Origin of the sequence: Cohnella hashimotonis (genome assembly GCF_030014955.1) — a bacterium.
In the GTDB taxonomy this organism is placed as follows: domain Bacteria; phylum Bacillota; class Bacilli; order Paenibacillales; family Paenibacillaceae; genus Cohnella; species Cohnella hashimotonis.
Window position 1 is genome coordinate 6,448,959 of record NZ_JAGRPV010000001.1, and the last position, 21,026, is coordinate 6,469,984.

Annotated in this window: 18 protein-coding genes; 3 read left to right on the forward strand and 15 right to left on the reverse strand. The window is 59.3% G+C overall.

Annotated features, from left to right (window positions below; translation table 11 throughout):
• Positions 1-595: 595 nt before the first annotated feature.
• From KB449_RS25750 to KB449_RS25780, 7 genes are all read right to left on the reverse strand, one after another.
• On the reverse strand, positions 596-1,804 hold the full coding sequence (locus KB449_RS25750) for a low temperature requirement protein A (RefSeq protein ID WP_282911101.1): 1,209 nt from the start codon (positions 1,802-1,804) through the stop codon (positions 596-598).
• A gap of 93 nt (positions 1,805-1,897) precedes the next feature.
• Positions 1,898-3,253, reverse strand: a complete 1,356-nt coding sequence (locus KB449_RS25755; protein WP_282911102.1) for an ABC transporter substrate-binding protein — start codon at positions 3,251-3,253, stop codon at positions 1,898-1,900.
• A gap of 185 nt (positions 3,254-3,438) precedes the next feature.
• The gene (locus KB449_RS25760; RefSeq protein WP_282911103.1) at positions 3,439-4,320 is read right to left on the reverse strand and encodes a DMT family transporter; all 882 of its coding nucleotides are present in this window, start codon (positions 4,318-4,320) and stop codon (positions 3,439-3,441) included.
• Between the two features lie 102 nt (positions 4,321-4,422).
• On the reverse strand, positions 4,423-4,983 hold the full coding sequence (locus KB449_RS25765; RefSeq protein WP_282911104.1) for a Uma2 family endonuclease: 561 nt from the start codon (positions 4,981-4,983) through the stop codon (positions 4,423-4,425).
• Between the two features lie 138 nt (positions 4,984-5,121).
• Positions 5,122-6,534, reverse strand: a complete 1,413-nt coding sequence (gene melA, locus KB449_RS25770; protein ID WP_282911105.1) for an alpha-galactosidase — start codon at positions 6,532-6,534, stop codon at positions 5,122-5,124.
• A 24-nt stretch (positions 6,535-6,558) separates the two neighbouring features.
• Complete coding sequence (locus tag KB449_RS25775; protein WP_282911106.1) at positions 6,559-7,608, reverse strand: Gfo/Idh/MocA family protein; 1,050 nt, start codon at positions 7,606-7,608, stop codon at positions 6,559-6,561.
• 5 nt (positions 7,609-7,613) lie between these two features.
• Positions 7,614-8,699 carry an FG-GAP repeat domain-containing protein gene (locus KB449_RS25780; protein WP_282911107.1) on the reverse strand — a complete coding sequence of 362 codons (1,086 nt, stop codon included), beginning with the start codon at positions 8,697-8,699 and terminating at the stop codon, positions 7,614-7,616.
• 154 nt (positions 8,700-8,853) lie between these two features.
• Here KB449_RS25780 and KB449_RS25785 point away from each other — a divergent pair, with 154 nt between their 5' ends.
• Positions 8,854-9,681 carry an AraC family transcriptional regulator gene (locus tag KB449_RS25785; RefSeq protein WP_282911108.1) on the forward strand — a complete coding sequence of 276 codons (828 nt, stop codon included), beginning with the start codon at positions 8,854-8,856 and terminating at the stop codon, positions 9,679-9,681.
• A gap of 747 nt (positions 9,682-10,428) precedes the next feature.
• On the opposite strand, the gene KB449_RS25790 is transcribed toward KB449_RS25785, so the two are convergent.
• The 7 genes from KB449_RS25790 to KB449_RS25820 form a co-directional block, all read right to left on the reverse strand.
• Entirely contained in the window at positions 10,429-11,328 is a 900-nt protein-coding gene (locus KB449_RS25790; protein ID WP_282911109.1) for a hypothetical protein, read from the reverse strand.
• Between the two features lie 145 nt (positions 11,329-11,473).
• A complete protein-coding gene (locus KB449_RS25795; RefSeq protein ID WP_282911110.1) occupies positions 11,474-12,601 on the reverse strand; it encodes a CapA family protein in 1,128 nt (375 codons plus the stop codon).
• 463 nt (positions 12,602-13,064) lie between these two features.
• Positions 13,065-13,832: an SDR family NAD(P)-dependent oxidoreductase gene (locus tag KB449_RS25800; RefSeq protein ID WP_282911111.1), complete on the reverse strand. Its 768-nt coding sequence runs from the start codon at positions 13,830-13,832 to the stop codon at positions 13,065-13,067.
• Between the two features lie 18 nt (positions 13,833-13,850).
• The gene (locus KB449_RS25805; RefSeq protein WP_282911112.1) at positions 13,851-14,690 is read right to left on the reverse strand and encodes a fumarylacetoacetate hydrolase family protein; all 840 of its coding nucleotides are present in this window, start codon (positions 14,688-14,690) and stop codon (positions 13,851-13,853) included.
• A gap of 14 nt (positions 14,691-14,704) precedes the next feature.
• Positions 14,705-15,703: a galactitol-1-phosphate 5-dehydrogenase gene (locus tag KB449_RS25810; protein ID WP_282911113.1), complete on the reverse strand. Its 999-nt coding sequence runs from the start codon at positions 15,701-15,703 to the stop codon at positions 14,705-14,707.
• A 13-nt stretch (positions 15,704-15,716) separates the two neighbouring features.
• Complete coding sequence (locus KB449_RS25815; RefSeq protein WP_282911114.1) at positions 15,717-16,868, reverse strand: mandelate racemase/muconate lactonizing enzyme family protein; 1,152 nt, start codon at positions 16,866-16,868, stop codon at positions 15,717-15,719.
• Between the two features lie 121 nt (positions 16,869-16,989).
• Entirely contained in the window at positions 16,990-17,625 is a 636-nt protein-coding gene (locus KB449_RS25820; RefSeq protein ID WP_282911115.1) for a GntR family transcriptional regulator, read from the reverse strand.
• An 87-nt stretch (positions 17,626-17,712) separates the two neighbouring features.
• On the opposite strand from KB449_RS25820, the gene KB449_RS25825 reads away from it, so the two are divergent.
• Positions 17,713-18,342, forward strand: coding sequence for a GntR family transcriptional regulator (locus KB449_RS25825; protein WP_282911116.1), 630 nt, complete (start codon positions 17,713-17,715; stop codon positions 18,340-18,342).
• Between the two features lie 134 nt (positions 18,343-18,476).
• Positions 18,477-19,370 carry an SMP-30/gluconolactonase/LRE family protein gene (locus tag KB449_RS25830; protein ID WP_282911117.1) on the forward strand — a complete coding sequence of 298 codons (894 nt, stop codon included), beginning with the start codon at positions 18,477-18,479 and terminating at the stop codon, positions 19,368-19,370.
• A 259-nt stretch (positions 19,371-19,629) separates the two neighbouring features.
• Here the strand turns inward: KB449_RS25830 and KB449_RS25835 are convergent, their stop codons facing one another.
• Positions 19,630-20,874 carry an IS4 family transposase gene (locus KB449_RS25835; protein WP_282906628.1) on the reverse strand — a complete coding sequence of 415 codons (1,245 nt, stop codon included), beginning with the start codon at positions 20,872-20,874 and terminating at the stop codon, positions 19,630-19,632.
• Positions 20,875-21,026 lie beyond the last annotated feature (152 nt).

Consider the following 21,026-nt stretch of genomic DNA (forward strand, 5'->3'; position numbering starts at 1 on the left):
GGGCAGGTTAGTTTCTAGATGGGACTTCCTGCGATGTGGTGGTATCCTCGAGAGCGGGTTTGTTTCTAGTTGGGACTTCCTGCGATGTGGTGGCATCCTGGAGGGCGGGTTTGTTTCTAGTTGGGACTTCCTGCGACGTAGCGGCATCCTGGAGGGCGGGTTTGTTTCTAGATGGGACTTCCTGCGATGTGGTGGCATGCCGGAGGGCGGGTTTGTTTCTAGATGGGACTTCCTGCGATGTGGTGGCATGCCGGAGGGCAGGTTTGTTTCTAAATAAGACTTCCTAGGATGTGGTGGCATCCTGGAGGTGGGTTTGTTTCTAGTTGGGACTTCCTGCGATGTGGTGGCATGCCGGAGGGCAGGTTTGTTTCTAAATAAGACTTCCTAGGATGTGGTGGCATCCTGGAGGTGGGTTTGTTTCTAGTTGGGACTTCCTGCGACGTAGCGGCATCCTGCAGGATTGGTTTGCTCCCATATGAAGTGAACTGCGCCCTGCGCCGTCCGGACTCTCTTCCCCGCGTTTCCGTTTCGCGCAAAAAAACGCCGGAACCATCCATTCGGATGGCGCCGGCGGTTGATTGCTAAATCGATTGGTTCATCCGTGATGCTTGGGCACGAGCGTGCACAACCGGTTGGAAAACCGGCTGCCCCATACGGCGACCGCGATCAGAACGATTACGGCGGAGGCCGACAGCGCCAGCGGGGTTAGCGAGTGCGAGAACAGTGCGAGTACGGCCAGCGCTGCGAGTCCCGTTGCATGCGGTACAGCGAACATTCGGGATACGATCCATATAAAGATCGCGTTGCTCAGCAGATAAAGTGCCGGGGAACCCAATACGACCAACGCTACGCCGGGCTCCAGATGCCCGGTCGGATGCGCGAGCAGAAATTCGTCCGCGACGGCCGACAGCACGATGCCTCCCGCCAACAGCAGGTGCGTATACGTATAGGCCGCTCTCGCCAGCTGTCCCGGGACGCTCGCGTTTACGATATAGTGATGGCCGATACGCGAGGTCGTCTCAAAGTAGATCCACCACATAGACACCGTGCCCAAGAACGAGACGAGAAACGCCAGCACCGTCTCCGCGTTTCTCTCCAGCCCCGCAAAAGTGGCGCCCATGACGATAATGGACTCTCCGAGCGCGATAATAATGAACAGACCTGCGCGTTCCGCCATATGGGCGCCTTCGACCGCCCAATCCGCGGCCGTGGAGCGGCCGATCCGCGGCACCCAGAAGCCGAGGGAAGGGGCCACATAATCGATAAGCAGCGCGACGCCCCAAAGCGCCAGACGCATCTCGCCCTCCTGCGTCCCGCCCGCGACCCAAAAGACGCCCGACAAAATGAGCCAGCACAGGATGCGCACCAGATTGATCTGATTGACCGGCGCGCCATGCCCAAGCGCCCATACGGTGAAGGCGGTACGCCCGATCTGGAATGCGGCATACGAGATGCCGAAGTACAGTCCTGCATGCTCGAACGCCTCGGGTATCGAAGTGGACATGATCAAGCCGATCAGCATGAGCGCGAACAGCATAATGCGCACCGGGAGCGCATCCGGGCTCAGCCAGTTGATGACCCAGGTCGTGTAGTTCCACGCCCACCAGACGGCCATGGTCAGCATTGCCGTATGCAGCGCGCCCATCCACGTGAAGTTCTCAAGCAGCGAATGGGACAGCTGCGTGACGGCAAATACGAAAATCAAATCGAAAAACAGTTCGATAAATGAAACCTTGCCAGAATCGCTGAGGCCTCTGCTGCGAAAAAGCTCTGGTCTGTGATGTCTGCGATGCGCTTGCGCCATGCCGGCGATCCTCCTCCTGTTCGCTCTCTAATCATTTAAAGCTGAGTATAGCAGAGAACGCCGGCTCTTTGGCTAAAGTTTCGTCCTCCATCGTTATTCGCTACTCTGCGTCTGGGACGAAGCGATCCCCGAATTCTCGTTTTCGCGGTCCAGCGCCGACTGCATTTCGGACTCCATACGCTTTAACGCGTCGGAGACCGTCATATCCCCCGACATCGCTTGCGGCGTATACGTTTGAGAGATCTCTTCGATTCGGTTTATTACCGGCATCGGCAGCACACCTAAGGAAGCAACAGGCGACAGATTACGGCGCTGGAGCTTGTAAAAAACCGCCTTGTCATCGTCGGACTGGTCCTCAGCCGAACTTCTGGCCGCCAAGCTCGATGGATCGATGCGCGGGAGCACCTTGGCATAGTCCTCGCCGCCGATATATTGAAGGAGACGCCACGCCGCGGCAGGCTGAGGCGCATTTTGGGCGATCGAGAATACGTCTTCCGGCACCGCTGCCGCTCCCGTATCCGGCTCCCGCTCGCTAACCGGCACGGTTGCCATGCCCCATTCGAGCGACTCATATCCGCCCCCGCCCAGCGTTCGAAAGAGCCGCGAGTCCGAAATCGCCATCGCTACCCGCCCGGTCAGGAAAGGCATGGCATTCAACTGGCTTTCCTTCAGGTTTAAAGCCGCGGTCTTGTTCGTTTTAGCTCTGTCCAGGCAAGCTCCGGACGAGAGGCAGGACTTCACGTTCTGAAAAATACGTTCCCACGCCTCCGTATTTAACGTGAACTTGCCATTCGCATAAACGCTTATCCCGTCAGTTTCGCCAATATTTAACGCCATCATGAATGGATTTGCCGTAGAAGGGTAGTCGAGCCCGAATTCGGCAGGCTCATTGCCGGCGGGCGCCTTGGCGAATCGGTTCGCCAGGGTGAACACCTCGTTCCAGCTCATGTAGTCAGTCGGATAAGCGATCTTATAACGATCAAAGAGTGCCTTGTTGTAATAAAGCGCATATCCGGTAAACGTCGCCGCTATTCCGTACAGCTTTCCTTCCGCGCTTAACGCATCGGTTACCGCAGGGGCGATCTCCGCCAGATCGAACTTGTCCTTCTTGGCGAGATCGTCGAGCGGCTGCAGCGCGCCCTTGTCTCTCGCCCGCTCGAAAAAGTTGTGCGGAAGCGCAATCACGTCCGGGTTTTCCTTCTCGATCAGCTCGTCCACGACCGTATCAGGGTTGCCGCCGCCCGCTTGTTCGAGCCGCTCGACGACCGAGATGACTTCCAGATCGTCGTCGGGATGCGTCGCGATATAAAAACTGCCATATCTCTCATTGAACAGGTTCGCGTTCCAGGCGAGCACCTTGATCGTGGCCGGCTCCGGCAGCTCGGGCTCCTTGGCGCAGCCGGCGGCTATTAGAGAAACCATCGACATCGCGATTACGATTTTTTTCAACACCAGCACCCTCATTTCGATCATATTTTCCATTTTTTACTTTAAATGATGGTAAGGCGATTATCCACCTTTTTTACTTCAAACGGATAATAACAGCACAAAAAGGCCTCGGCACCGTGGCAGAGACCTTGTTATCGATCTTCGCAAATTAGGAACTTTCTAATGGCGCGCCCGGCTGGAAGCGCCTATCTCTCCCGCAGCCTGCCCGTCCTGCTCATCGGAACGACGAACGCTGCGAGCAAACTGCCGAACAGCAGCAGGATACCAGCCGACTGCAGCCCATCCGGCCGAAAGCCGTCGACGAGGATATCGAGCAGGATGGCCACCGCGGGATCGACAAAAACGAACACAGCGACGACCGGAGACGGCAAGCGGCGGATGCTGCCGAAAAAGAGCAGGTACACGCCCCCGGTATGGACGATGCCTGTCGCGACGGCATATAGCCATTCGCCGCGCGCGAGCTTTTCATAAGCTTCGAAATGCACGAACGGCAGCAGCAGCGCCAGCCCGATGGCCATCTGGATAAACGTCGTCGCATACACGCTCGTCTGCCGCACGCTTTTGCCGAACAGCATCGTCGCCGCGTAAAAAAAGGCCGCTAGTACGCCGCACGCCATGCCCTGCCAGCTTGAAGGGGCACCGTTGAAGCCTGCCGCCCCCATGATGAGCAGCGTGCCCGCGAAGCACCCTGCAAGCGACAGGATCGCGGTTCTGCCGAGCTTGTCCCGGAAGATGAGGCCGCCCGCGATCAGCGCGAGAATCGGAGCCAAATGATAGAGCGAGATCGCGATCGTCACGGATATAAGTCTGAACGCGGTGAACAGGAACACCCAATTCAGCAAGTTGGAAACGCCGCACGCGACGACGATGAGCGTCTCCCTGACGTCCCACCGCTCACGTCTAAAGCTGCCGGTGAGCAGCCAGGCCGCCAGCAGAATGGCGAAGGCGCAGACGCATCGGACAAATACCAATTCCACGGCCGGCAAGCCCGTTCGCGAAGAAAAGAACCCGACCGAGCCGAATATGGCCATCGCTATAATGAGCTGCGATAAAGCGGACTTGTGCATGATCTGGATGATTCTCCCCGGTGTCTGATGGACCTAACTCTACTATAGAAGCGGGGATCGGGACAACGCGGAAATCCGTGCCAGCGACACGGGAAATCCGAACTAAACCGTTTGCCGAAATACCTCCGATAAATTCATAGCAAGGCACGGAACTGCCGTTGAGACGATCTCGTCCTCCGTCGTCCAGGTTCTGAAGAGCCGGTACTCGCCTTCGGTCAGTACGAACTGATCGACCAGCCGGTACTCGGGTTCGACCAGCCAATATTCGGCTACGCCGAATCGCTCGTACGTCGCCTTCTTGATCGTCTTGTCGTTGCGCGCCGTGCTGTCGGACAAAATCTCGACGACCAGGTCCGGCGCGCTATAGACATAGCCGTCCCGGATGATGTCGCTGCGCGTCCGGCTAATATAGAGCAAGTCCGGCTGCAGGATGTTGTCCTTGTCGAAGTGAACGTCCATCGGTGCGAGCAGGATCACCCCGTCCTGCATGCAAGAAGCATTAAATGCTAGAAAAAGCTGTCCGAGCACATCCTGATGCACGAACTTCGGCGAGGTGAGAAAGTCGTACCGCACGCCGCCGATGATCTCGTAGCGTTCGTCGATAAAATACGTGCCGTGCGTCTCTTTGACCTTGCCGTTGCCTCCGCTTTTCTTTTCGCTCATTTTACCATCCTCCTCACGCAAAACACCCCGCAAAGCGCCGCGATCCATCGCGCGCTCTGCGGGGTGCTTCCCCGATCATTTCCCTCATTATGGTCGAAAAAGGACGAAACTGTCAATCCCCCGCGGCGGGATCCTGCTTTACTTTGCCAGCTCGCCGAACCGCGAGAACACCGCCAACGCCGGATCGATCGGCACTTCCGCCCGCTGCAAGCCTTCGGGCGTCTCGATCGTCGGCGTGGGACGCGGCAGGCGCCCTTCGAACTGCGGCAGCCACTGCTGCTGCGCCTTCAGCATCTCCGTGACCATGTCGCGGATTTCCTTCAGCGTCAAGACCGACGACGTGAGCGGATCGAGCGCGATCGCCTGCACGACCGTCTCCGGATCGCCGGACTTGGCAGCCAGCACGGCCAGCCGCTGCACGTTGATGTTGGTCATGTTAAGCGCCGCGCACTGCGGCGGAATCTCGCCGATGACCGTCCGGTGGATGCCCGTACGGTCCGCAAACACCGCGCCCTCGGCGCAGCAGTCTGCCGGGAGGTTGGCGATCATGCCGTTATTGCGCAGGTTGCCGCTGAACTTGAACGTTTTTCCCGTTTCCAACGCCTCGATGATATAAGCGCAATACTCCACGCTTCGGGGCGGCAAGTCGTACGATTCGTCCGCCAGAATGTCCTGGTCCTTGTACTTCTCGGCGACGTACGCGCACCAAGTATAGTACGCGCCGGACTCTCCGCCGAAGGAAGGCTCGTCGCAGTACAGGTCGAGCGCCTTTTGGTTTTTGCGGAACCACGGCACGTACTCGGACAGATGCCCCGTCGACTCGGTCATGAAGTAGCCGAAATGGCGGAACACCTCGCCGCGCACCTTCTCGTTGACGTAAAATTCAGGCTGTTCGAACTTGTCGCGAAGCGCAGGGTACAGATCCTCGCCTTTGTGGGACAGCTTCGTGAACCAGCCCATGTGATTGATGCCGGCGGAGACGTAATCGATCTCTTCCTTCGGCACGCCGGTATAGCCCGCGATGAGATCGAGCGTCGTCTGCACGCCGTGACACAGGCCGACATATTGAATGTTGGTCTCGCCGAGCGCCCAGCAGATCATGGCCATCGGGTTGACGTAGTTAAGGAGCGTCGCGTTCGGGCACAGCTCCTCCATATCCCGCGCCACGTCCAGGATAACCGGAATGCTGCGCAGCGCGCGGAATACGCCGCCTGGGCCGAGCGTATCGCCGATGCACTGGTCGACGCCGTACTTCATCGGAATCTTGTAGTCCAGCTCGAACGCGGACACGCCGCCCACCTGGAACGACGTGATGACATAGCTCGCGCCGGCCAGCGCCTCCCTGCGGTCGGTCGTCACGAGCACGCGCGACTTGAGCCCATTCTTCTCGATGACCTTGTCGGCGAACGCCTTGACCTGCGACGTTTTGCCCGTGGAAGGGGCCATTAATACGAATTCGGTGTCTTCGAGCTCCGGCGTCGCCATGATGTCGAGCATCAGCGTCTTGCAAAAAACGATGCTGCCCGCTCCGATGATCGCGACTCTTCTCATGGTACGATCCCGTCCCTTCGCGCTTTATTGGTATTGCTGCATCAAGCGGATGTAATCCCTGGCGAGCTTCAGATCTTCCAGCGCTTCCTTCGAGTCGCACGGCGCCGGCCGCTCGCCGCGAACCGCGGCGATGAAGTTCATCGCCTGCTTGCGCATGGCGTGCAGATTGGGCATCACAGGAATCTCGTAGGAAGGCGCGCCGTTGCCGTCTCGCATGATCGTGACCTTGCCGGCTTGCTGGCGGGCGAGCGGCGGCGGCAGATCGACGCGGACGAAGCCGCGTTCGAAGCAGACGAGCAGGCTCTCGTGCCATTCGATCGACGTATTGTACGGGGCCATCTCCAGCGCGATCGTGACGCCGCCGTCGCTCTCTCCCGCGAGCAGCACGCCGCGGCGGTCCGCATACGTGATCTTGTACGGCTCGCGCAGCAGGAAGCGGATGGCGTTGACCTGATGGATGTAATAGTTGACGAAGGAATCCAGATGGCGGGTCTCTTCGTCCGTGAAGTAATCGGGTCCCGGCTCGACCGCGACGTTCGGATACGGTTCGTCCGAGTTCAGCGGCGCGTCCGCGCCTCCGATCCAGTCGCCCGGCGGCATCGTGACCCGGACGTACTGCATTTTGCCGTACTCGCCGCTTGCCTTCCACTGCTCGATGACGGCGCTTGCGTACTCCATCGCAGGATCGGAGCGCTTGTGGTAGCCGACCATGTGCAGCGTCTTGTATTCGTCCGCGAGCCGGACCAGCTCCTCGCCGGCCTCGACGGTAAGCGAGATCGGCTTCTCGGTGAACACCGGGATGCCCGCTTTCAGGATGTCGGGGATGAGGTTGATATGCGTGCGGTACTGCTGCGGCGCGACGATCGCGTCCACCTTCGCGTCGCTGAGCAGCTCCAGATGATTGTTGTACACGGTCGGTACACCGTAGCGGTCCGCGACCGTGCGCGCGAGTCCCGGACGGACCTCGGCCAGCGCCACGACCTCGCACTGGTCGCGCAATACCGCGTAGTTGGACAAGTGCGCCATCTGCCCCATGCCGCCGACGCCGACGAATCCGATTTTCAATTTGCTCATCTCGCTCACTCCCTGGGTCCCAAGTTTTCGAATAAATAAAGGCCTTCCGTGCCGGGCGCGACGATGTCGGGGTAGCCGTTGCCGGTGATATCCTGGATCCACATATAGATGCCGTTGCCCGAGCCTTCGCCCGCGGGGCCGTAATCGATGACATGCTTCTCGAAGGCGCCGCCGTTGATCTTGAAGTAGTACAGGAACAGCGGATCGTCGAAGCCCGGATCGTTGTCGTGGGCCAAGTAGCGCTTGCCGGTGACCAGCTCCAGCTCTCCGTCGAGATCGAGATCGACGAGCATCAGATCGTGATACTGCGAGGCGGTCGTATCGATGTCGTGGCGGATCCAGCTGCGGGAGCCGTCCGCTTCCAGTCGCTGCTCGTACCAGTGCAGGCCGTAGTCATGCGCCTGGCCGACGATCAGATCGCACAGGCCGTCGCCATTGACGTCGTAGCCGAGCACCGGCACGCTGGCTGAGCCAAGCGAGAACTCGGGGTGGAACGTCCACGGTCCCGCGAACGGGTCTTCCGGCTGTTCCAGCCAGCCGTTCGACAGCACGATGTCCGTGCGCCCGTTGCCGGTAATGTCCGCAAAACCCATGCCATGCCCGCTCGGACCTTCAGAGATGACGGTCTTGCCGAACTTCCCCGTCCCCTTGCCGTTCTCGTCGACGATCAGCTTATAGAAGGCTTGCGGCGCTCCCGGCGTGTTGGGAAAAATCTCGGGCACGCCGCAGCCGTCGATATCGAAGTAGCGGATCGTCTCGATTGGGGTAGAGGGATCGATCTCGATCGTCTCCCATTCCGCGCCGGCGATCCCCGGGTTGCGTCGCCATTTGAGCGCGCCTCCCCACCAGGAGCCCGTCACGATATCGATCTTCCCGTCCCCGTCCACGTCCATCGGGAAGTCGGAAAAGTCGTCCCGGTAATGCGCGTAGGCCGCCAGCTCGCAAATCTTGTGTTTTTGGACGAAGTCGGGGCCCTGGTACCAGTAGCCGCCGCTGACGATATCGAGCGTGCCGTCGCCGTCGACGTCGAAGACGGAGCAGGCTTCGAACGTTTCGTCGCTCAGCTTTCGTTTGTTGAATTGAATAGGCATGCGCATGTTCCTCTCTTCGCAAATCTATGGATTCGTTGTGAAAGCGCTATTGAATCTTTCGTCGCTTATAATCTACAATACAGACAGATCAAGGAACAATGCGGAGAGTTGCGGGATTTAGCTATTGAAAATTGGGTTTTGGAGGCGTACGTGCATGAGGCACTCGATCATAGCCGGGAAGCCGGAGATTCTGAGCGGATCGCTCATTCACGGGAGCAAGGAATCGCCCTTCTACTTCCCGCTTCACCAGCACGAGCTGAACGGCGAGATATTCCTGATCATGGAGGGAGAAGGGGAATTCCGCGTAGACGGCAGGCAATACCGCGCCAAGGCCGGCAGCCTGCTCCTGTATAATCGGGGCATCTGGCACGAAGAACGGTCGATCAGCGACAAGTTCGCCGCCGTGTACGTCGCGTACGCGGGCCTGCAGCTGCAAGGCATGCTTTCCGACTGTCTGTCGAGTGCCGCCCAGCCGGCCATGCTGGAGCTCGGCGAGCACTTTTTGCCGGTGAAGAAGTTGTTCGTCGACATGATCGAGGAATGGAGCAGCCCGCTGCCCGAATCCGCCGTCGTCGCGAACGGACTGTTCCATGCGCTGACGGGCCGGCTCGCACGGCTGCTGCATTATTCGGCTGCGGATCAAGTAAAAAAGCGCCCGCATAAGGAGACCGTGCATCTCGCGAGGCGCTATATGGAGGAGAATTATCCGTTCGACGTGACGCTCGAGACGCTCGCCGGCCTGACTTATACGAATCCGTACCATTTTATCCACGTGTTCAAGGCGGAGACGGGCATGAGTCCGATCCAGTACTTGATCCGGTACCGCATCGAGGTGGCCAAGCAGTATCTGGAGTCGACGCGGCTGCCGATGGCGGAGATTGCCGAGAAGGTCGGGTACAAGAGCGAGACGTATTTTCAGAACTTGTTCAAAAAGACGACCGGGATGTCGCCGGGGAAGTATCGGGCTGCCAGCCGCGCATAATGGAGCAGGGGCTAAACGCTTCGCCTCGGCCGGTCCTGCGTGCGTGATCACAATCCGGATCGGTACAAATGAGCTACGCAAAAACCCTGCGACCGGCTCTCAGCTGACGTCGTGCCGTTCTCCCCGTCTTCGGCGTGCAGCACGTCGCCGGACATGGCCGAAGCGCGTCCGATCGTGTCGGAAAGCCGAGCCGAGCGCGGAGCCACCCTTGCGTCTATTCGACAGACGTTCCGATGAGCCAGCGTACCGCCGCCAATGTCGTTCTTTCGCCCGCCAACGGTCGCTCTTCACCAGACAACGTCGTTTTTTCGCCAGACAACGTCGTTCTTTCGCCCGCCAGCGTCGCTCTTTCGCCAGACAACGTCGTTCTTCCGCCAGCCAGCGTCGCTCTTTCGCCGCAATACCTGCATATATACATCTTTTCCAGCCAGTTTCAGCCCTTTTGAAGAGAATAGATGCAAACGTGCAGGTATTTTCCTTCATCAGCCGGATTTCCGGCTTGTGATCTGCATTTACCTGCACATTTGCAGGTATTTGCTCCAGTGTCGCGGGCCGATAGAAAATACATGTATAGATGCAGGCTTTTGGGGCCTGCAAGCTACCGAAAGCTCCACCATACCGAAGATGCGTCTACCTTCCTATGAATCGCCGCCAAATTTATACTTTCTGTTCTAAATAGCAAGAAAAAACCGCGGGATCGCGGTTTTTAGAGGAGTTTGCGCTCATCCGATTGAAAACTGAAAGGAGCTAGACGCCAACTGCCCGCTTCTCGCTGCCAGCCATCCGCGCCTCGCGCAGGACCCGGCGCAGCGCCGACGCGCCGGCGGCCAGCGAGATCAGGAAACAGACGCTCGCCGCGACCGGCAGCGGCGACCATTCCATCAATGCGCGGCCCTCTGCCGTCTGCCAGCCGATCGCGACGAGACCGAGCAAATAAGAGATGCCGGCGGTATGAACCAAGGCGCGCCGCGCCCGCCCGTTCGCGGTGGTACGCTCGACGAGCCATGCGACCAGCGGCACGGCCTGAAGCGCATGGAAGCCGAGTCCGTGCAGCCAGATGATGTTGCCTTCCACGCCGGTGAAGCGGCCCTGGTTGGCCGAGATCCAGATGCCGGCCGCGAACGAGACAGTAACGGCGATCATGGCGTAACGGATGCCGATCGCCATTTCCGGACGAAGCTTATAGACGTTCGACCGAAAAAATTGAATGCCCAGGTACAGGTAGAACAGCACGAGAAATAACGCGACGAACGTGAAAATGTTGCCGGCCGCTTGATCGAAAGCGGAATCGCTATCGACGAATCTCGGGTTGACGCCGCGGAAATTTTGAATCGTCTCCGCGCCGTATGAATAAAGAGCAAGACCGATATAAATCCTTCTGAACCAAAACCGGCTTCGTTCACCCATGGCCGACAGCGGCAGAATCGCCGCGGTCGACAGCAGAAAAATGCCCAGCGCCGCGTCGAATGAGAACGCCTTCGAGACGTCGCCGCCCGGCGAGACCTCGCCACCGTTAACCAGCGTCCAGATCCCGCACACCGCCGCCAGCACAAATCCAAGGAGGCCGGTCAGAACCAGCCCCTTTTCGCCTTCGAACAATCGCCTTCCTTGCTTCGTTCCTTGATCGTTGTCGCCCTGCACCCGCATATGCCCGCATCCCTTCCCGTGAGTTGATACCCTCACTGTACTGGAAAGGACTGGCATGCCGGAACGGCCCTGAGATGCGTTCGCGGCCGGACCTGAAGCGGTTCTTCCGATCCGCCGGAGGTCGTGCACGTGCGTCGGTCCGCGCTTATCTTTGTTCGAGAAACGCCTGATCGTGAAGCTCCACGCCGTAGGACAGGTCCTCCAAATATGCGAGCTGCGCGGCTTCGTACGCCGCATCTCGGTTCACGATCCGGTTGTTCCGGATGGAGAGCGGATGAAAGGAAACGCCGACTTTCCCTTTGTCCAACGTAAGGTTGAGCAGGCCCGTGTCCGCCTTCTTTCCTTTGACATAGTCGGGAAAAAGGAAATTGCCGATGGAGTACGCGATCGGTTTGCCCTTATGGAACTCGAAGCCCTGCAGCACATGCGGGTGGCTGCCGATGACCGCGCTCGCTCCCGCGTCGAGCATGTCCGCCGCCAGTTTGCGCTGCCAGGGCTGCGGAGAAGTCGTATTTTCAACGCCCCAATGGATAAAAATCAGGACATAATCCGCATCCTTGCTTGCGGCGCGAATCGCCGCCAGAATCTTGTCCGGCTCGTAAGCGCTCGCTACGCCTGGCTTCTTGTCGGTCGCTTTCCATGCGGTCGTCGGCATGAAGCGCGTCACCGCGCCTATTTTAACCGTAGCGCCGTTCAACTGAACGCTCTCGAAGCGAAACGCCTCCTCCTCGTTCAGGCCCGCGCCGACATGGCGCAAGCCGGCCTTTTCGACGTTTTTGAGCGTGTCTCTTAATCCTTTCTCCTTATAATCGAGCACATGGTTGTTGCCGAGCGAGACCATATCGAAGCCCGCATGCTTGATCCCGTCCAGCGAGCCCGCTTCCGATTTGAAATTAAAGCGCTGATTCAGATCTTTATCCGACGCCTCCGTTACCGACGTCTCCAGATTAAGCACGGCATAATCGGCCTTGCTTACCTCGTCCTTGATCTGACTGAACGGATAATCGGCGCCGTGCCGGCGAATCGCATCTTTGACGCTGCCGTCCATCATCGTATCGCCCGCGAAAATCATCTTGATCGGCTTCTTCTGCTTGACGGAAATCGGGATCGGCGTCGCTCCGCTCGCCGGGTTGCCGATCTGGGAGACAGCCTGGGAGATCGGTGCGCCGGCGTGCGACGCTGGCGGCGTATGGGGAGCGCCGGCGTGCTGGGCCGCCGAGCTGCCGGGCGGCTGCGCGCCGCATCCGCTCAGCGCCGCAACAACGGTCAACAAGACCAAGGGTCTGCGCCAACGATTCAAAGTCGATCACCTCGCAATCTTTTTCTATCAATGTATCAACCGAATATTTCAAAAATGCAGAAAGTTTGTATCCATTCGGTAACGAAGCGGTAAACAAATTGAGGCTGTCTCCAAGCCCGCCCGAAAGCTGAAACGAACCAAAAAAACGCAAACGGGACGAAGCAAGGAATTTCCCGCTTCGTCCCGTTTGCGTTTTTGGTCTATGGCCGCTTTCTTGAATGGGCTAAGCAAAGCCATCCGGTCAGCCTTTTTAATTCGAGTCAATAAAGTTTGCGCTCCGATAAGGGGCGTTTAAGCCGTTCGGGTCATGCTCCTCAATAGCACAATTTTGCGCTATTCTCGCATGCTCGGAGTTCAGTCGACCGCCGCCTGCTCGCTTCATGTTCGATAATAGCGCAAAAACACGCTATTCTCCATGCTCGGAGTTCATTTTCGACTATAGCTCCACCGTCATGCCGCCGTCGGCGACCAGCGTGGCGCCCGTCATGAACGAGTTGTCGGGGCTGGCCGCGAACATGACGACGGACGCGATCTCCTCCGGCTGCCCGACGCGGCCGATCGGCTGCGACTCGTCCCACTGCTTCATGATCTCGTCCCGCGGCGTATCGAGATTTTTGACGCTGCTCTCGAGCATCGGCGTCCGCACCGCGCCCGGCAGCACCGTATTGGCGCGAATGTTCTGCTTCGCGAAGTCGAGCGCGATCGCCCGCGTGAGCCCGGCAATGCCCGCCTTCGACGCCGCATAGGCCGAGTAGCCGTCCAGCGTCGCAAGCGCATGGACCGAGCTGACGTTCACGATCACGCCGCCGCCCTGCTCCAGCATGACCGGAACGACGCCCCGGCAGAACAGGAAGACGGAGGTGAGGTTGTTCGTAATGACGCCGTTCCACTGATCCAGGCTCATGTCGGTCAGCCGGACCTGCGGGCATACCGCAGCGTTGTTGACCATGACGTCGATCCGGCCGAACGCTTCTCGCGCATCCCGAATGACCCGCGTCACGTCCGCCTCGGACGAGACGTCGGCAGCCATCGCGACCGCGCGTCCGCCCGCCGCGGCGATCTCGTCGGCGACGTCCTGGACCTTCGACAGCGTGCGGCCGACCGCGACGACCGATGCGCCGGCGCCCGCGAACCGCATCGCCACCGCGCGTCCGATGCCGCCACCGCCGCCCGTGACGATCACGACTTTATTTTCCCAGCTCATCGCCGCACCTCGCCTATGTTAGATTCGCTCGGACACGAACGTATTGCGCAGCGTGCCGATCCCTTCGACCGTCGCCTCGACGACGTCGCCCGGCTTCAGCCACACCTGCGGCTTCTTCCCCATGCCGACGCCCGGCGGCGTACCCGTGCTGATAATGTCTCCCGGCTGGAGCGTCATCGTATTGGACAGAAACGAGACCAGGTACGGGACGTCGAAAATCAGTTCCTTTGTGTTCGAATCCTGCATCGTCACGCCGTTCAGCTTGAGCGAGATATCGAGCTTGCCCGGATCTCCGATCTCGTCGGCCGTCACGATCCACGGCCCCGTCGGCGCGAAGCCGTCGATCGCTTTGCCGCGCGTCCATTGGGGCTCGTTCAGCTGAATGTCCCGCGCGCTCACGTCGTTCAACACGGTGTAGCCGAACACGTAATCCATGGCCGATTCAAGCGGCACGCGCTTGGCCGTCTTGCCGATGACGACAGCCAGCTCTACCTCGTAGTCGCACTGCGTCACTTCGGCCGGGATGGCCACTTCGTCCTCGTGCCCGGTCAGACAGTTGTTGTATTTGGGAAACAGGACCGGCACCTTGGGCACCTGCATGTTGGACTCGATCACGTGGTCGTGATAGTTCAGCCCGATGCAGACGATTTTCTCCGGATCGGTGAGCGGCGACAGCAGCTTCACGTCCGAAAGGCGGTAAACGGCTCCTTGCTCCAACGCCCCGACGCCTCCCGACGCGATGACGTCCCGCATCGTCCCCGCCGCGTTCAAGGCGACGATCTCGTCTTCTCCTCTAAGCACGCCTACCTGAAGCTTGCGCGCTTCATTCTGCCGTTCGTAAAATTGCACGAGCTTCATCCTAGCTGAGCCTCCTATTCGATCGTTAAAAAGATTTTCGCGATTTTGCCCGGTCCGCCGATCAGCTTCTCGAAGGCGGCGCCGCCTTCGCCAAGCGAAGTCGTCTCCGTCCAGGGCAGCAGGTTGATGCGCCCCTGCCCGATCCAGCGCAGCGCCGTCTCGAAGTCGTCGCGCGAATAGGCGAAAGCGCCCTTCGTGCCGATCTCGGCGCGGATCATGTCGTTGACCGGCAGCCGGCTGTCCGCTTCGTGCAGTCCGGTGAAGACGACCGTCCCCCCGGGCCGCGCGGCCGCCACGCTCCGCTGCCGCGTCGCCTCGGCGCCGACGGCGTCGATGACCGCGTCGAACCCTTCGCCGATGCCGCCCGGCAGGTCGTCCAGGCTCGTTACCGCGATGCCGCCGAGCTCCCTGGCGATCTCGAGCCGCGACGCGTTCAGGTCGACGATGACTGCATCGCGTACGCCGTAGGCAGCCGCCGCCTGGAGTGCGAACAGTCCGATCGGACCGGCGCCATAGATGAGAAGGCGGTCGGTCGGCGCGAGCGCGAGCAGGCGGCAAACGTGGATCGCGCAGGCGTACGGCTCGGCCAGCGCGCCCTCCGCGAACGAGACATGATCGTCCAACCGGTATACGTTCCGCGCGGGCACCGCTACGAATTCGGCGAACGCGCCAGGCCGGTGCGCACCGAGCAGCTGGCGGGCGCCGCACAGCTGCGACGCCCCGTTCAGGCAATACCGGCACTGGCCGCAGGTGACCAGCGGATTCGCCGTCACCCGCTCCCCGACTTGGAAGCCTCTGGCCTGGTCGCCGACCTGCTCGATCGTGCCTGAGAACTCGTGCCCCATGATCAGCGGCGGCTTGCGCAGCGAATTGTGCCCGAGATATCCGCCCAGCTCGGAGCCGCAGATGCCCGCATGCGACACGCGCACGAGCACCTCGTCCGGCTGCAGCGCGGGCAGCGGAATGTCCCTCATATTCATCGTGCGCGGTCCTTCATACACTAACGCTTTCATGCCTGTTTCCTCCTCACGATTCGACCGGCTCCCGCTTCTCCCAGCCCTGCTTGAACAGCGGCAGCCAGTGACCCGGAGCGTACGGATACTTGGCGGCTTCCTTCAGGTTGAACTCGACGCCGAGACCCGGCCGTTCGGGCGGCTGGAGATAGCCATCAACGACCTTGAACGGCGGGCTAAAAATATCCTGTGCCCAAGAGTGGTTGAAATCGTCGAAAATCTCGTGAATGAAGAAGTTCGGCGTCGCCATGTTCAGGTGGGAGCAGACGATCGAGCAGATCGGGCCCTGGGCGCTGTGCGGCGCGGTGACGCCGTTGTGCGCGTGGACCATACCCGCAATCTGCTTCGAGGCGGTCAGGCCGAGGAACTGCGGCTCGAGCTGGATGATATGGACCGCATCATGCTTCAGCAGCTCGGCGAACTGCTCGCGGTTGTAATAGTCCTCTCCGCATGCGATCGGCACCGGACTGCGCTTCGCCACTTCGACGACCGACGAGACGCGGGACGGCGGCACGGGCGCTTCGAACCAGGTCGGGCTGTAGGGCGCCATCGCTTCCGCGAATTGCAGCGCGGTATGCACGCTGAACCGGTTATGCCCCTCGATGAGGATGTCGACGTCCGGTCCGACCGCCTGGCGGACGGCGGCGATGTTCCGGACAGCGTTTGCAAAATCGGCCCGCTCGACGGTGCGCCAGGCCGCGCCGAACGGATCGAACTTCAGCGCCGTATAGCCCTTTTCGACAACTTCCTTCGCCTGGTTGTAGAAGCTCTCTTCGTCGTTGCCGCCGCGGTACCAGCCGTTCGCGTAGCAGCGCAGCTTGTCGTGGCACCTGCCGCCGAGCAGCTTGTAGATCGGCTGTCCGGTGGCCTTGCCCATGATGTCCCAGCATGCGGTCTCGATCGCCGCCAGCGCGGAGCCTTGCACCTGTCCGCCGTCCGAATAGACGTCGCGGATCAGCTTGAGCGAGATCGTCTCCACGTCGAACGGATCCATGCCGAGCACGAGATGCTTCAGCTCGTGAATCGCCGCTTCGACCGTTTTGGCCAGTCCGTTCAGCGTTCCTTCGCCCAAGCCCGTCAATCCCTCGTCCGTATCCAGCTGCACGAACAGCCAGTTTTTCCACGGGTTCCCCACGATATAAGTGCGCACGTCCGTAATTTTCATGCCGCTTAACCTCCGTCTGAAAAGGATGGTTTAAACGTAGCACGACGGAATTAGACGCTCAAGATGTCACACTTGTATACATCAGCGAATCCGACGCATCGCGCATGAAAGCATGATCCCATCAGAGCATAATCTGCTTCACGAATTCGATATGATCGCGTATCAGCCGTTCGCTGCGCGACGGATCGTTGCCGGCCAGCGCGTCCCGGATTTCCCGGTGCTCCTCGAGACTGCCCCACAGCCGGCTTTTGTTTTTATAAAAAGTCGTACGCACGGCCATCAAAAACTTGTCCTGAATGCGCGACATCGCGTCCGCGTATTCTTCGTTGGCCAGCCCGGCGATGATCGCTTCGTGGAACTGCCGGTCCAGCTCGACGTAACCGACAATATCCTCGCGCTCCGCCGCCTCCGTCTGCTTGTCCAGATTTTCGTCCAGCCTGCCGAAAAAAGCCCTGTCCATGTTGCCCGTCAGCCTGCCGACCGCGAACGTCTCCAGCGACAGCCGCAGCTCGTAAATGTCCATGATCTTCCGCAGCGAGATCTCCTGCACGACGAAGCCCTGGTTCGGCATCAGCTTCACCAGCCCCATCATCTCCAACCGGTCGAGCGCCGACCGAATCGGCGTCTTGCTCATCTGCAGCGTCTCGCTGAGCCGCCGCTCCGACAGAAACGTGCCTCCGCCCCATTCCCCCTGAACGATCCGCTCCTTGATTTTCCGAAAAGCCTCGTCCCTTAAAGTCGTTCCGGTCTCGGGCATCGTCTGCGATCTTCCTTTCCGATTGCGCATGTTCTATGATTATCATACTCGATCCCATTGAATCTGCGAGAGAGAAGGGCTTCACGTATGGGCAAACCGACCTTGCGCCAACAAGCTTACGCGCGCATATTGGACATGATCGAGACCGGGGAATGCCCGAAAGGCTCGGTCACCTCGGAGGTGCAGCTCGGGCGCCAGCTCGACATGAGCCGTACGCCGGTCCGCGCCGCGCTGCAGCAGCTCGAGCTCGAAGGCTTCGTTCGGATCGCCTCCAAGCACGGCGTGCTGATCCTCGACTCCTCGTCGCAGCGCGTGGGCGATCTGCTGGAGCTCATTGCCTCCATGGCGTTATTCGCCGTCAGCGCAGTTTTCCCTGCCGGGCGGGAATCGCTGCGGGCGTGGTCGCGCGATAGAGCGGAAGCGTACCGCACCTTGTGCGACGGGGACCCTGAGAACCACGGCGCCTTGGCCGCGTTCGAATACGAGCTGCTGAACGGACTGGTCCAGCGCTGCAACAACGGCGAGATGACCAAAACCTTTCAGACATCCGCCTCCCGTCTGTTCTGGCATCGCAACGTCCGGCGGTGGCAGGCGCCGCATGCAGGCCGGACCCGCGAGCAGGTCGCCAAGCTGATCGAGACAGCCGGCGAGCCTCCGGAGGCTTTTAGGGAAGCGCTGTTCGACTACCTGCATACGCTCAAGCTGACATGGCAGTAGCGCCGCGCGTTCGCGTAGAGCTTTTTTTGCAAGCATCGTTCGCATGAATCCGAGTACGACCGCTTGAGCGCTGCGCGCTCGCGTGTTAAGTTAAGCGCATACAAGCATGAAAACAAAAATGGAGGTTCGATAGGATGACGGCAGATTCGAAAATAACGGCGGCGCTCGCTAGCGACGCGCAAGCACAGTTGGGCGAAGGGCCGATGTGGGACGCGCGCGACAACAGCCTGTACTGGGTGGACATTCTGTCCCATCGCGTGCACAGCCATCGCCCCGCGGAGCCGAATAGCGACCGCAAGAGGGAGCTATCGCCTTATGTCAGTTCGATCGTGCCGCGGCGCTCGGGCGGGTTCGCGCTTACGCTGCAGGACGGCTTTTACGGCTATGATCCGGCAACGGCCGAACTGACGCTGCTCGTCAAGGTCGAAGCGTCTCTTCCGGGCATCCGCTTCAACGACGGCAAATGCGATCCCGCCGGGCGCTATCTGGCAGGCACGATGGCGATGGACGAAGAGCAGGGCCGAGGAACGCTGTACAGCCTCGACGTGGGGCATGCAGTCACGCCGCTCGTGTCCGAAGTGACCATCTCGAACGGACTCGCCTGGTCGGGTGATGGCGCCACGCTGTACTACATCGATACGACGACGCGGTGCGTTTTCGCCTTCGACTACGACACGGCGTCGGGCACCGTGGCCAATCGTCGCGTCGTTGCGGAGATTCCCGAGGAAGAGGGCTTCCCCGACGGGATGACCATCGACGCCGAGGGCATGCTGTGGATCGCCCATTGGGGCGGCTGGCAGGTGTCCCGCTGGAACCCGGCGACCGGCGAGAAGCTGCTGTCCGTGCCGGTACCGGCCTCGCAGGTGACCTCCTGCGCGTTCGGCGGCGAGCAGTTAGACCGACTGTATATCACGACGGCACGCGTCGGTCTGGGCGAGGACGAACTGGCAGAGCAGCCGCACGCGGGCGGACTCTTCTGCGCGGATGTCGGCGTGCGGGGGCTGCCGACGAATCTGTACGCCGGCTGAGCCATGCACGGAGGACGCGCCGGTGGCCTTTGGCCGCCGGCGGCATGTCTCGAATGATGCCGCCGCACGCCTTGCCTCCGCCGCATCCGTGCACCATTTATGCACTAGCCTTGCATAAACCCTGACATCCAACCAGCTCAAGTTGTAAAATGTATGAAAAATACGAATGATGTATATTTTTACATTCGCGATTTTGCTCGACAATGCGAAAAGATTGAGCTCTACTTAGATGTAGACGTGAGTATCCATTTTCAGGAATTTATGTCTTCTTTCGCGGCTTCCGTTTTCTTGGATTCGAATTTCTTTCTTTAATCCATCCAACGCGGCTTTCAGGGGGCGAGTCGCGCGTAGTTGGTTTGCTCGCTCGCTGTCGTCCCCGAGAATGACGGCTTGCTTCACGGTTCATCTCTTCACATAGCTCAGTCCATGCCCGCATCAAGTATGCGTTTACAGCCTGCAGCACTTTCCAAGTTCGCTGACGCCAACCTTGCTCTTCTTGAAGCTTTAGGAGGAGCAAGCTGCAGATCAAGGCGAGAAACAACTGGTTCCAAATCCCCTGCGCCTTGGTGCTGTACAGCTTCGTCAACTTCAGATGTTGCTTCATCCATTTGAAGTACAACTCGATCCACCAGCGACGGCGGTAAATATCCGCGATCTCCTCGGCCGTCAGATCGAAACGCGTGGTGGCCAGACGATAACGGCGCGCTTTGTCGTCGAGAAACTCAACCACCCGCAAAGCACCTTTCATACGCTTGGACCCGCGGCCGAGCCGAACGATGGCGTCTAGAAGGATCGGTGATGCATGAGGCACTTCCCTTTGTTCCAGCAGGGTTATGCTCATGTTATGGTTGATGCGCATCACGAAACGTACGTTGTCATGGACCCATTGGTCCATCGTCTCATACTTCACGTAGCCACGATCCATGACGTAGGTGAGATCGGGATCGGTGACCATCGATACGGCCACTTCCCGGTCGTCATAATTGCGCGTCGATGGAATCATATGATCCGGATAGACCTCGTCGGGCGAAGCCGCTACGATTCGCAGGTGCATTTTTACACTGCTGTCGAACACGGAAAGCTTGGCGAAATCGTGTACCGAGTAAGGAACGTGAATCGACGTCGAATCAATGATGCCGAGCTTCCCAATCTTCTTGGAAATACCGCTTTTAGGCTCGACCGGACACTGGCGCTCCACGACCAACTGCGCGAAAAGTGTCTGAAAGAATTCCGTCGGAATCTCATTAAACTTACGACTGAGTTGAGAAGCGCTAATTTGCTTTAAATCCAGCGCCTGCTGCAAATAAGGGTTGGCACGCACTTGCATGGAAATCGCGTCGTAAGAGGGCCATTTGGCCATAACCGCAATCGCGAGCAGCCCCATCGTCTTAGCGACAGTAAGCTTTTTAGCACCGTGGTCGAAAAAGGAACACTTATGATCCATATCAAATGGAAGCAAAGAAAACAATTGCGATATGACGGTATTTTGAGTTATGATATCCACGCTGGTCTCCTAAGCTAAAGGGATGTGTGGATACACGTCGACCCCTTTAGATTAGGAGATTTTTCTATGTTTGTCCTTGAAGATAAGTAGAATACTTCAAAATATAGTAAGTTTAGTAGAGCAAATTATACATGTGAGGTTTAATGCAAGGC

What these genes read in the sequence shown, in the direction of transcription:
- KB449_RS25830 (WP_282911117.1), top strand. Translation starts at nt 18,477, where the DNA reads ATGACGGCAGATTCGAAAATAACGGCGGCGCTCGCTAGCGACGCGCAA.
- KB449_RS25805 (WP_282911112.1), bottom strand. Translation starts at nt 14,690, where the DNA reads ATGAAGCTCGTGCAATTTTACGAACGGCAGAATGAAGCGCGCAAGCTT.
- KB449_RS25820 (WP_282911115.1), bottom strand. Translation starts at nt 17,625, where the DNA reads ATGCCCGAGACCGGAACGACTTTAAGGGACGAGGCTTTTCGGAAAATC.
- KB449_RS25750 (WP_282911101.1), bottom strand. Translation starts at nt 1,804, where the DNA reads ATGGCGCAAGCGCATCGCAGACATCACAGACCAGAGCTTTTTCGCAGC.
- KB449_RS25810 (WP_282911113.1), bottom strand. Translation starts at nt 15,703, where the DNA reads ATGAAAGCGTTAGTGTATGAAGGACCGCGCACGATGAATATGAGGGAC.
- KB449_RS25775 (WP_282911106.1), bottom strand. Translation starts at nt 7,608, where the DNA reads ATGAGCAAATTGAAAATCGGATTCGTCGGCGTCGGCGGCATGGGGCAG.
- KB449_RS25825 (WP_282911116.1), top strand. Translation starts at nt 17,713, where the DNA reads ATGGGCAAACCGACCTTGCGCCAACAAGCTTACGCGCGCATATTGGAC.
- KB449_RS25815 (WP_282911114.1), bottom strand. Translation starts at nt 16,868, where the DNA reads ATGAAAATTACGGACGTGCGCACTTATATCGTGGGGAACCCGTGGAAA.
- KB449_RS25760 (WP_282911103.1), bottom strand. Translation starts at nt 4,320, where the DNA reads ATGCACAAGTCCGCTTTATCGCAGCTCATTATAGCGATGGCCATATTC.
- KB449_RS25800 (WP_282911111.1), bottom strand. Translation starts at nt 13,832, where the DNA reads ATGAGCTGGGAAAATAAAGTCGTGATCGTCACGGGCGGCGGTGGCGGC.
- KB449_RS25765 (WP_282911104.1), bottom strand. Translation starts at nt 4,983, where the DNA reads ATGAGCGAAAAGAAAAGCGGAGGCAACGGCAAGGTCAAAGAGACGCAC.
- KB449_RS25785 (WP_282911108.1), top strand. Translation starts at nt 8,854, where the DNA reads ATGAGGCACTCGATCATAGCCGGGAAGCCGGAGATTCTGAGCGGATCG.
- KB449_RS25790 (WP_282911109.1), bottom strand. Translation starts at nt 11,328, where the DNA reads ATGCGGGTGCAGGGCGACAACGATCAAGGAACGAAGCAAGGAAGGCGA.
- KB449_RS25780 (WP_282911107.1), bottom strand. Translation starts at nt 8,699, where the DNA reads ATGCCTATTCAATTCAACAAACGAAAGCTGAGCGACGAAACGTTCGAA.
- melA (WP_282911105.1), bottom strand. Translation starts at nt 6,534, where the DNA reads ATGAGAAGAGTCGCGATCATCGGAGCGGGCAGCATCGTTTTTTGCAAG.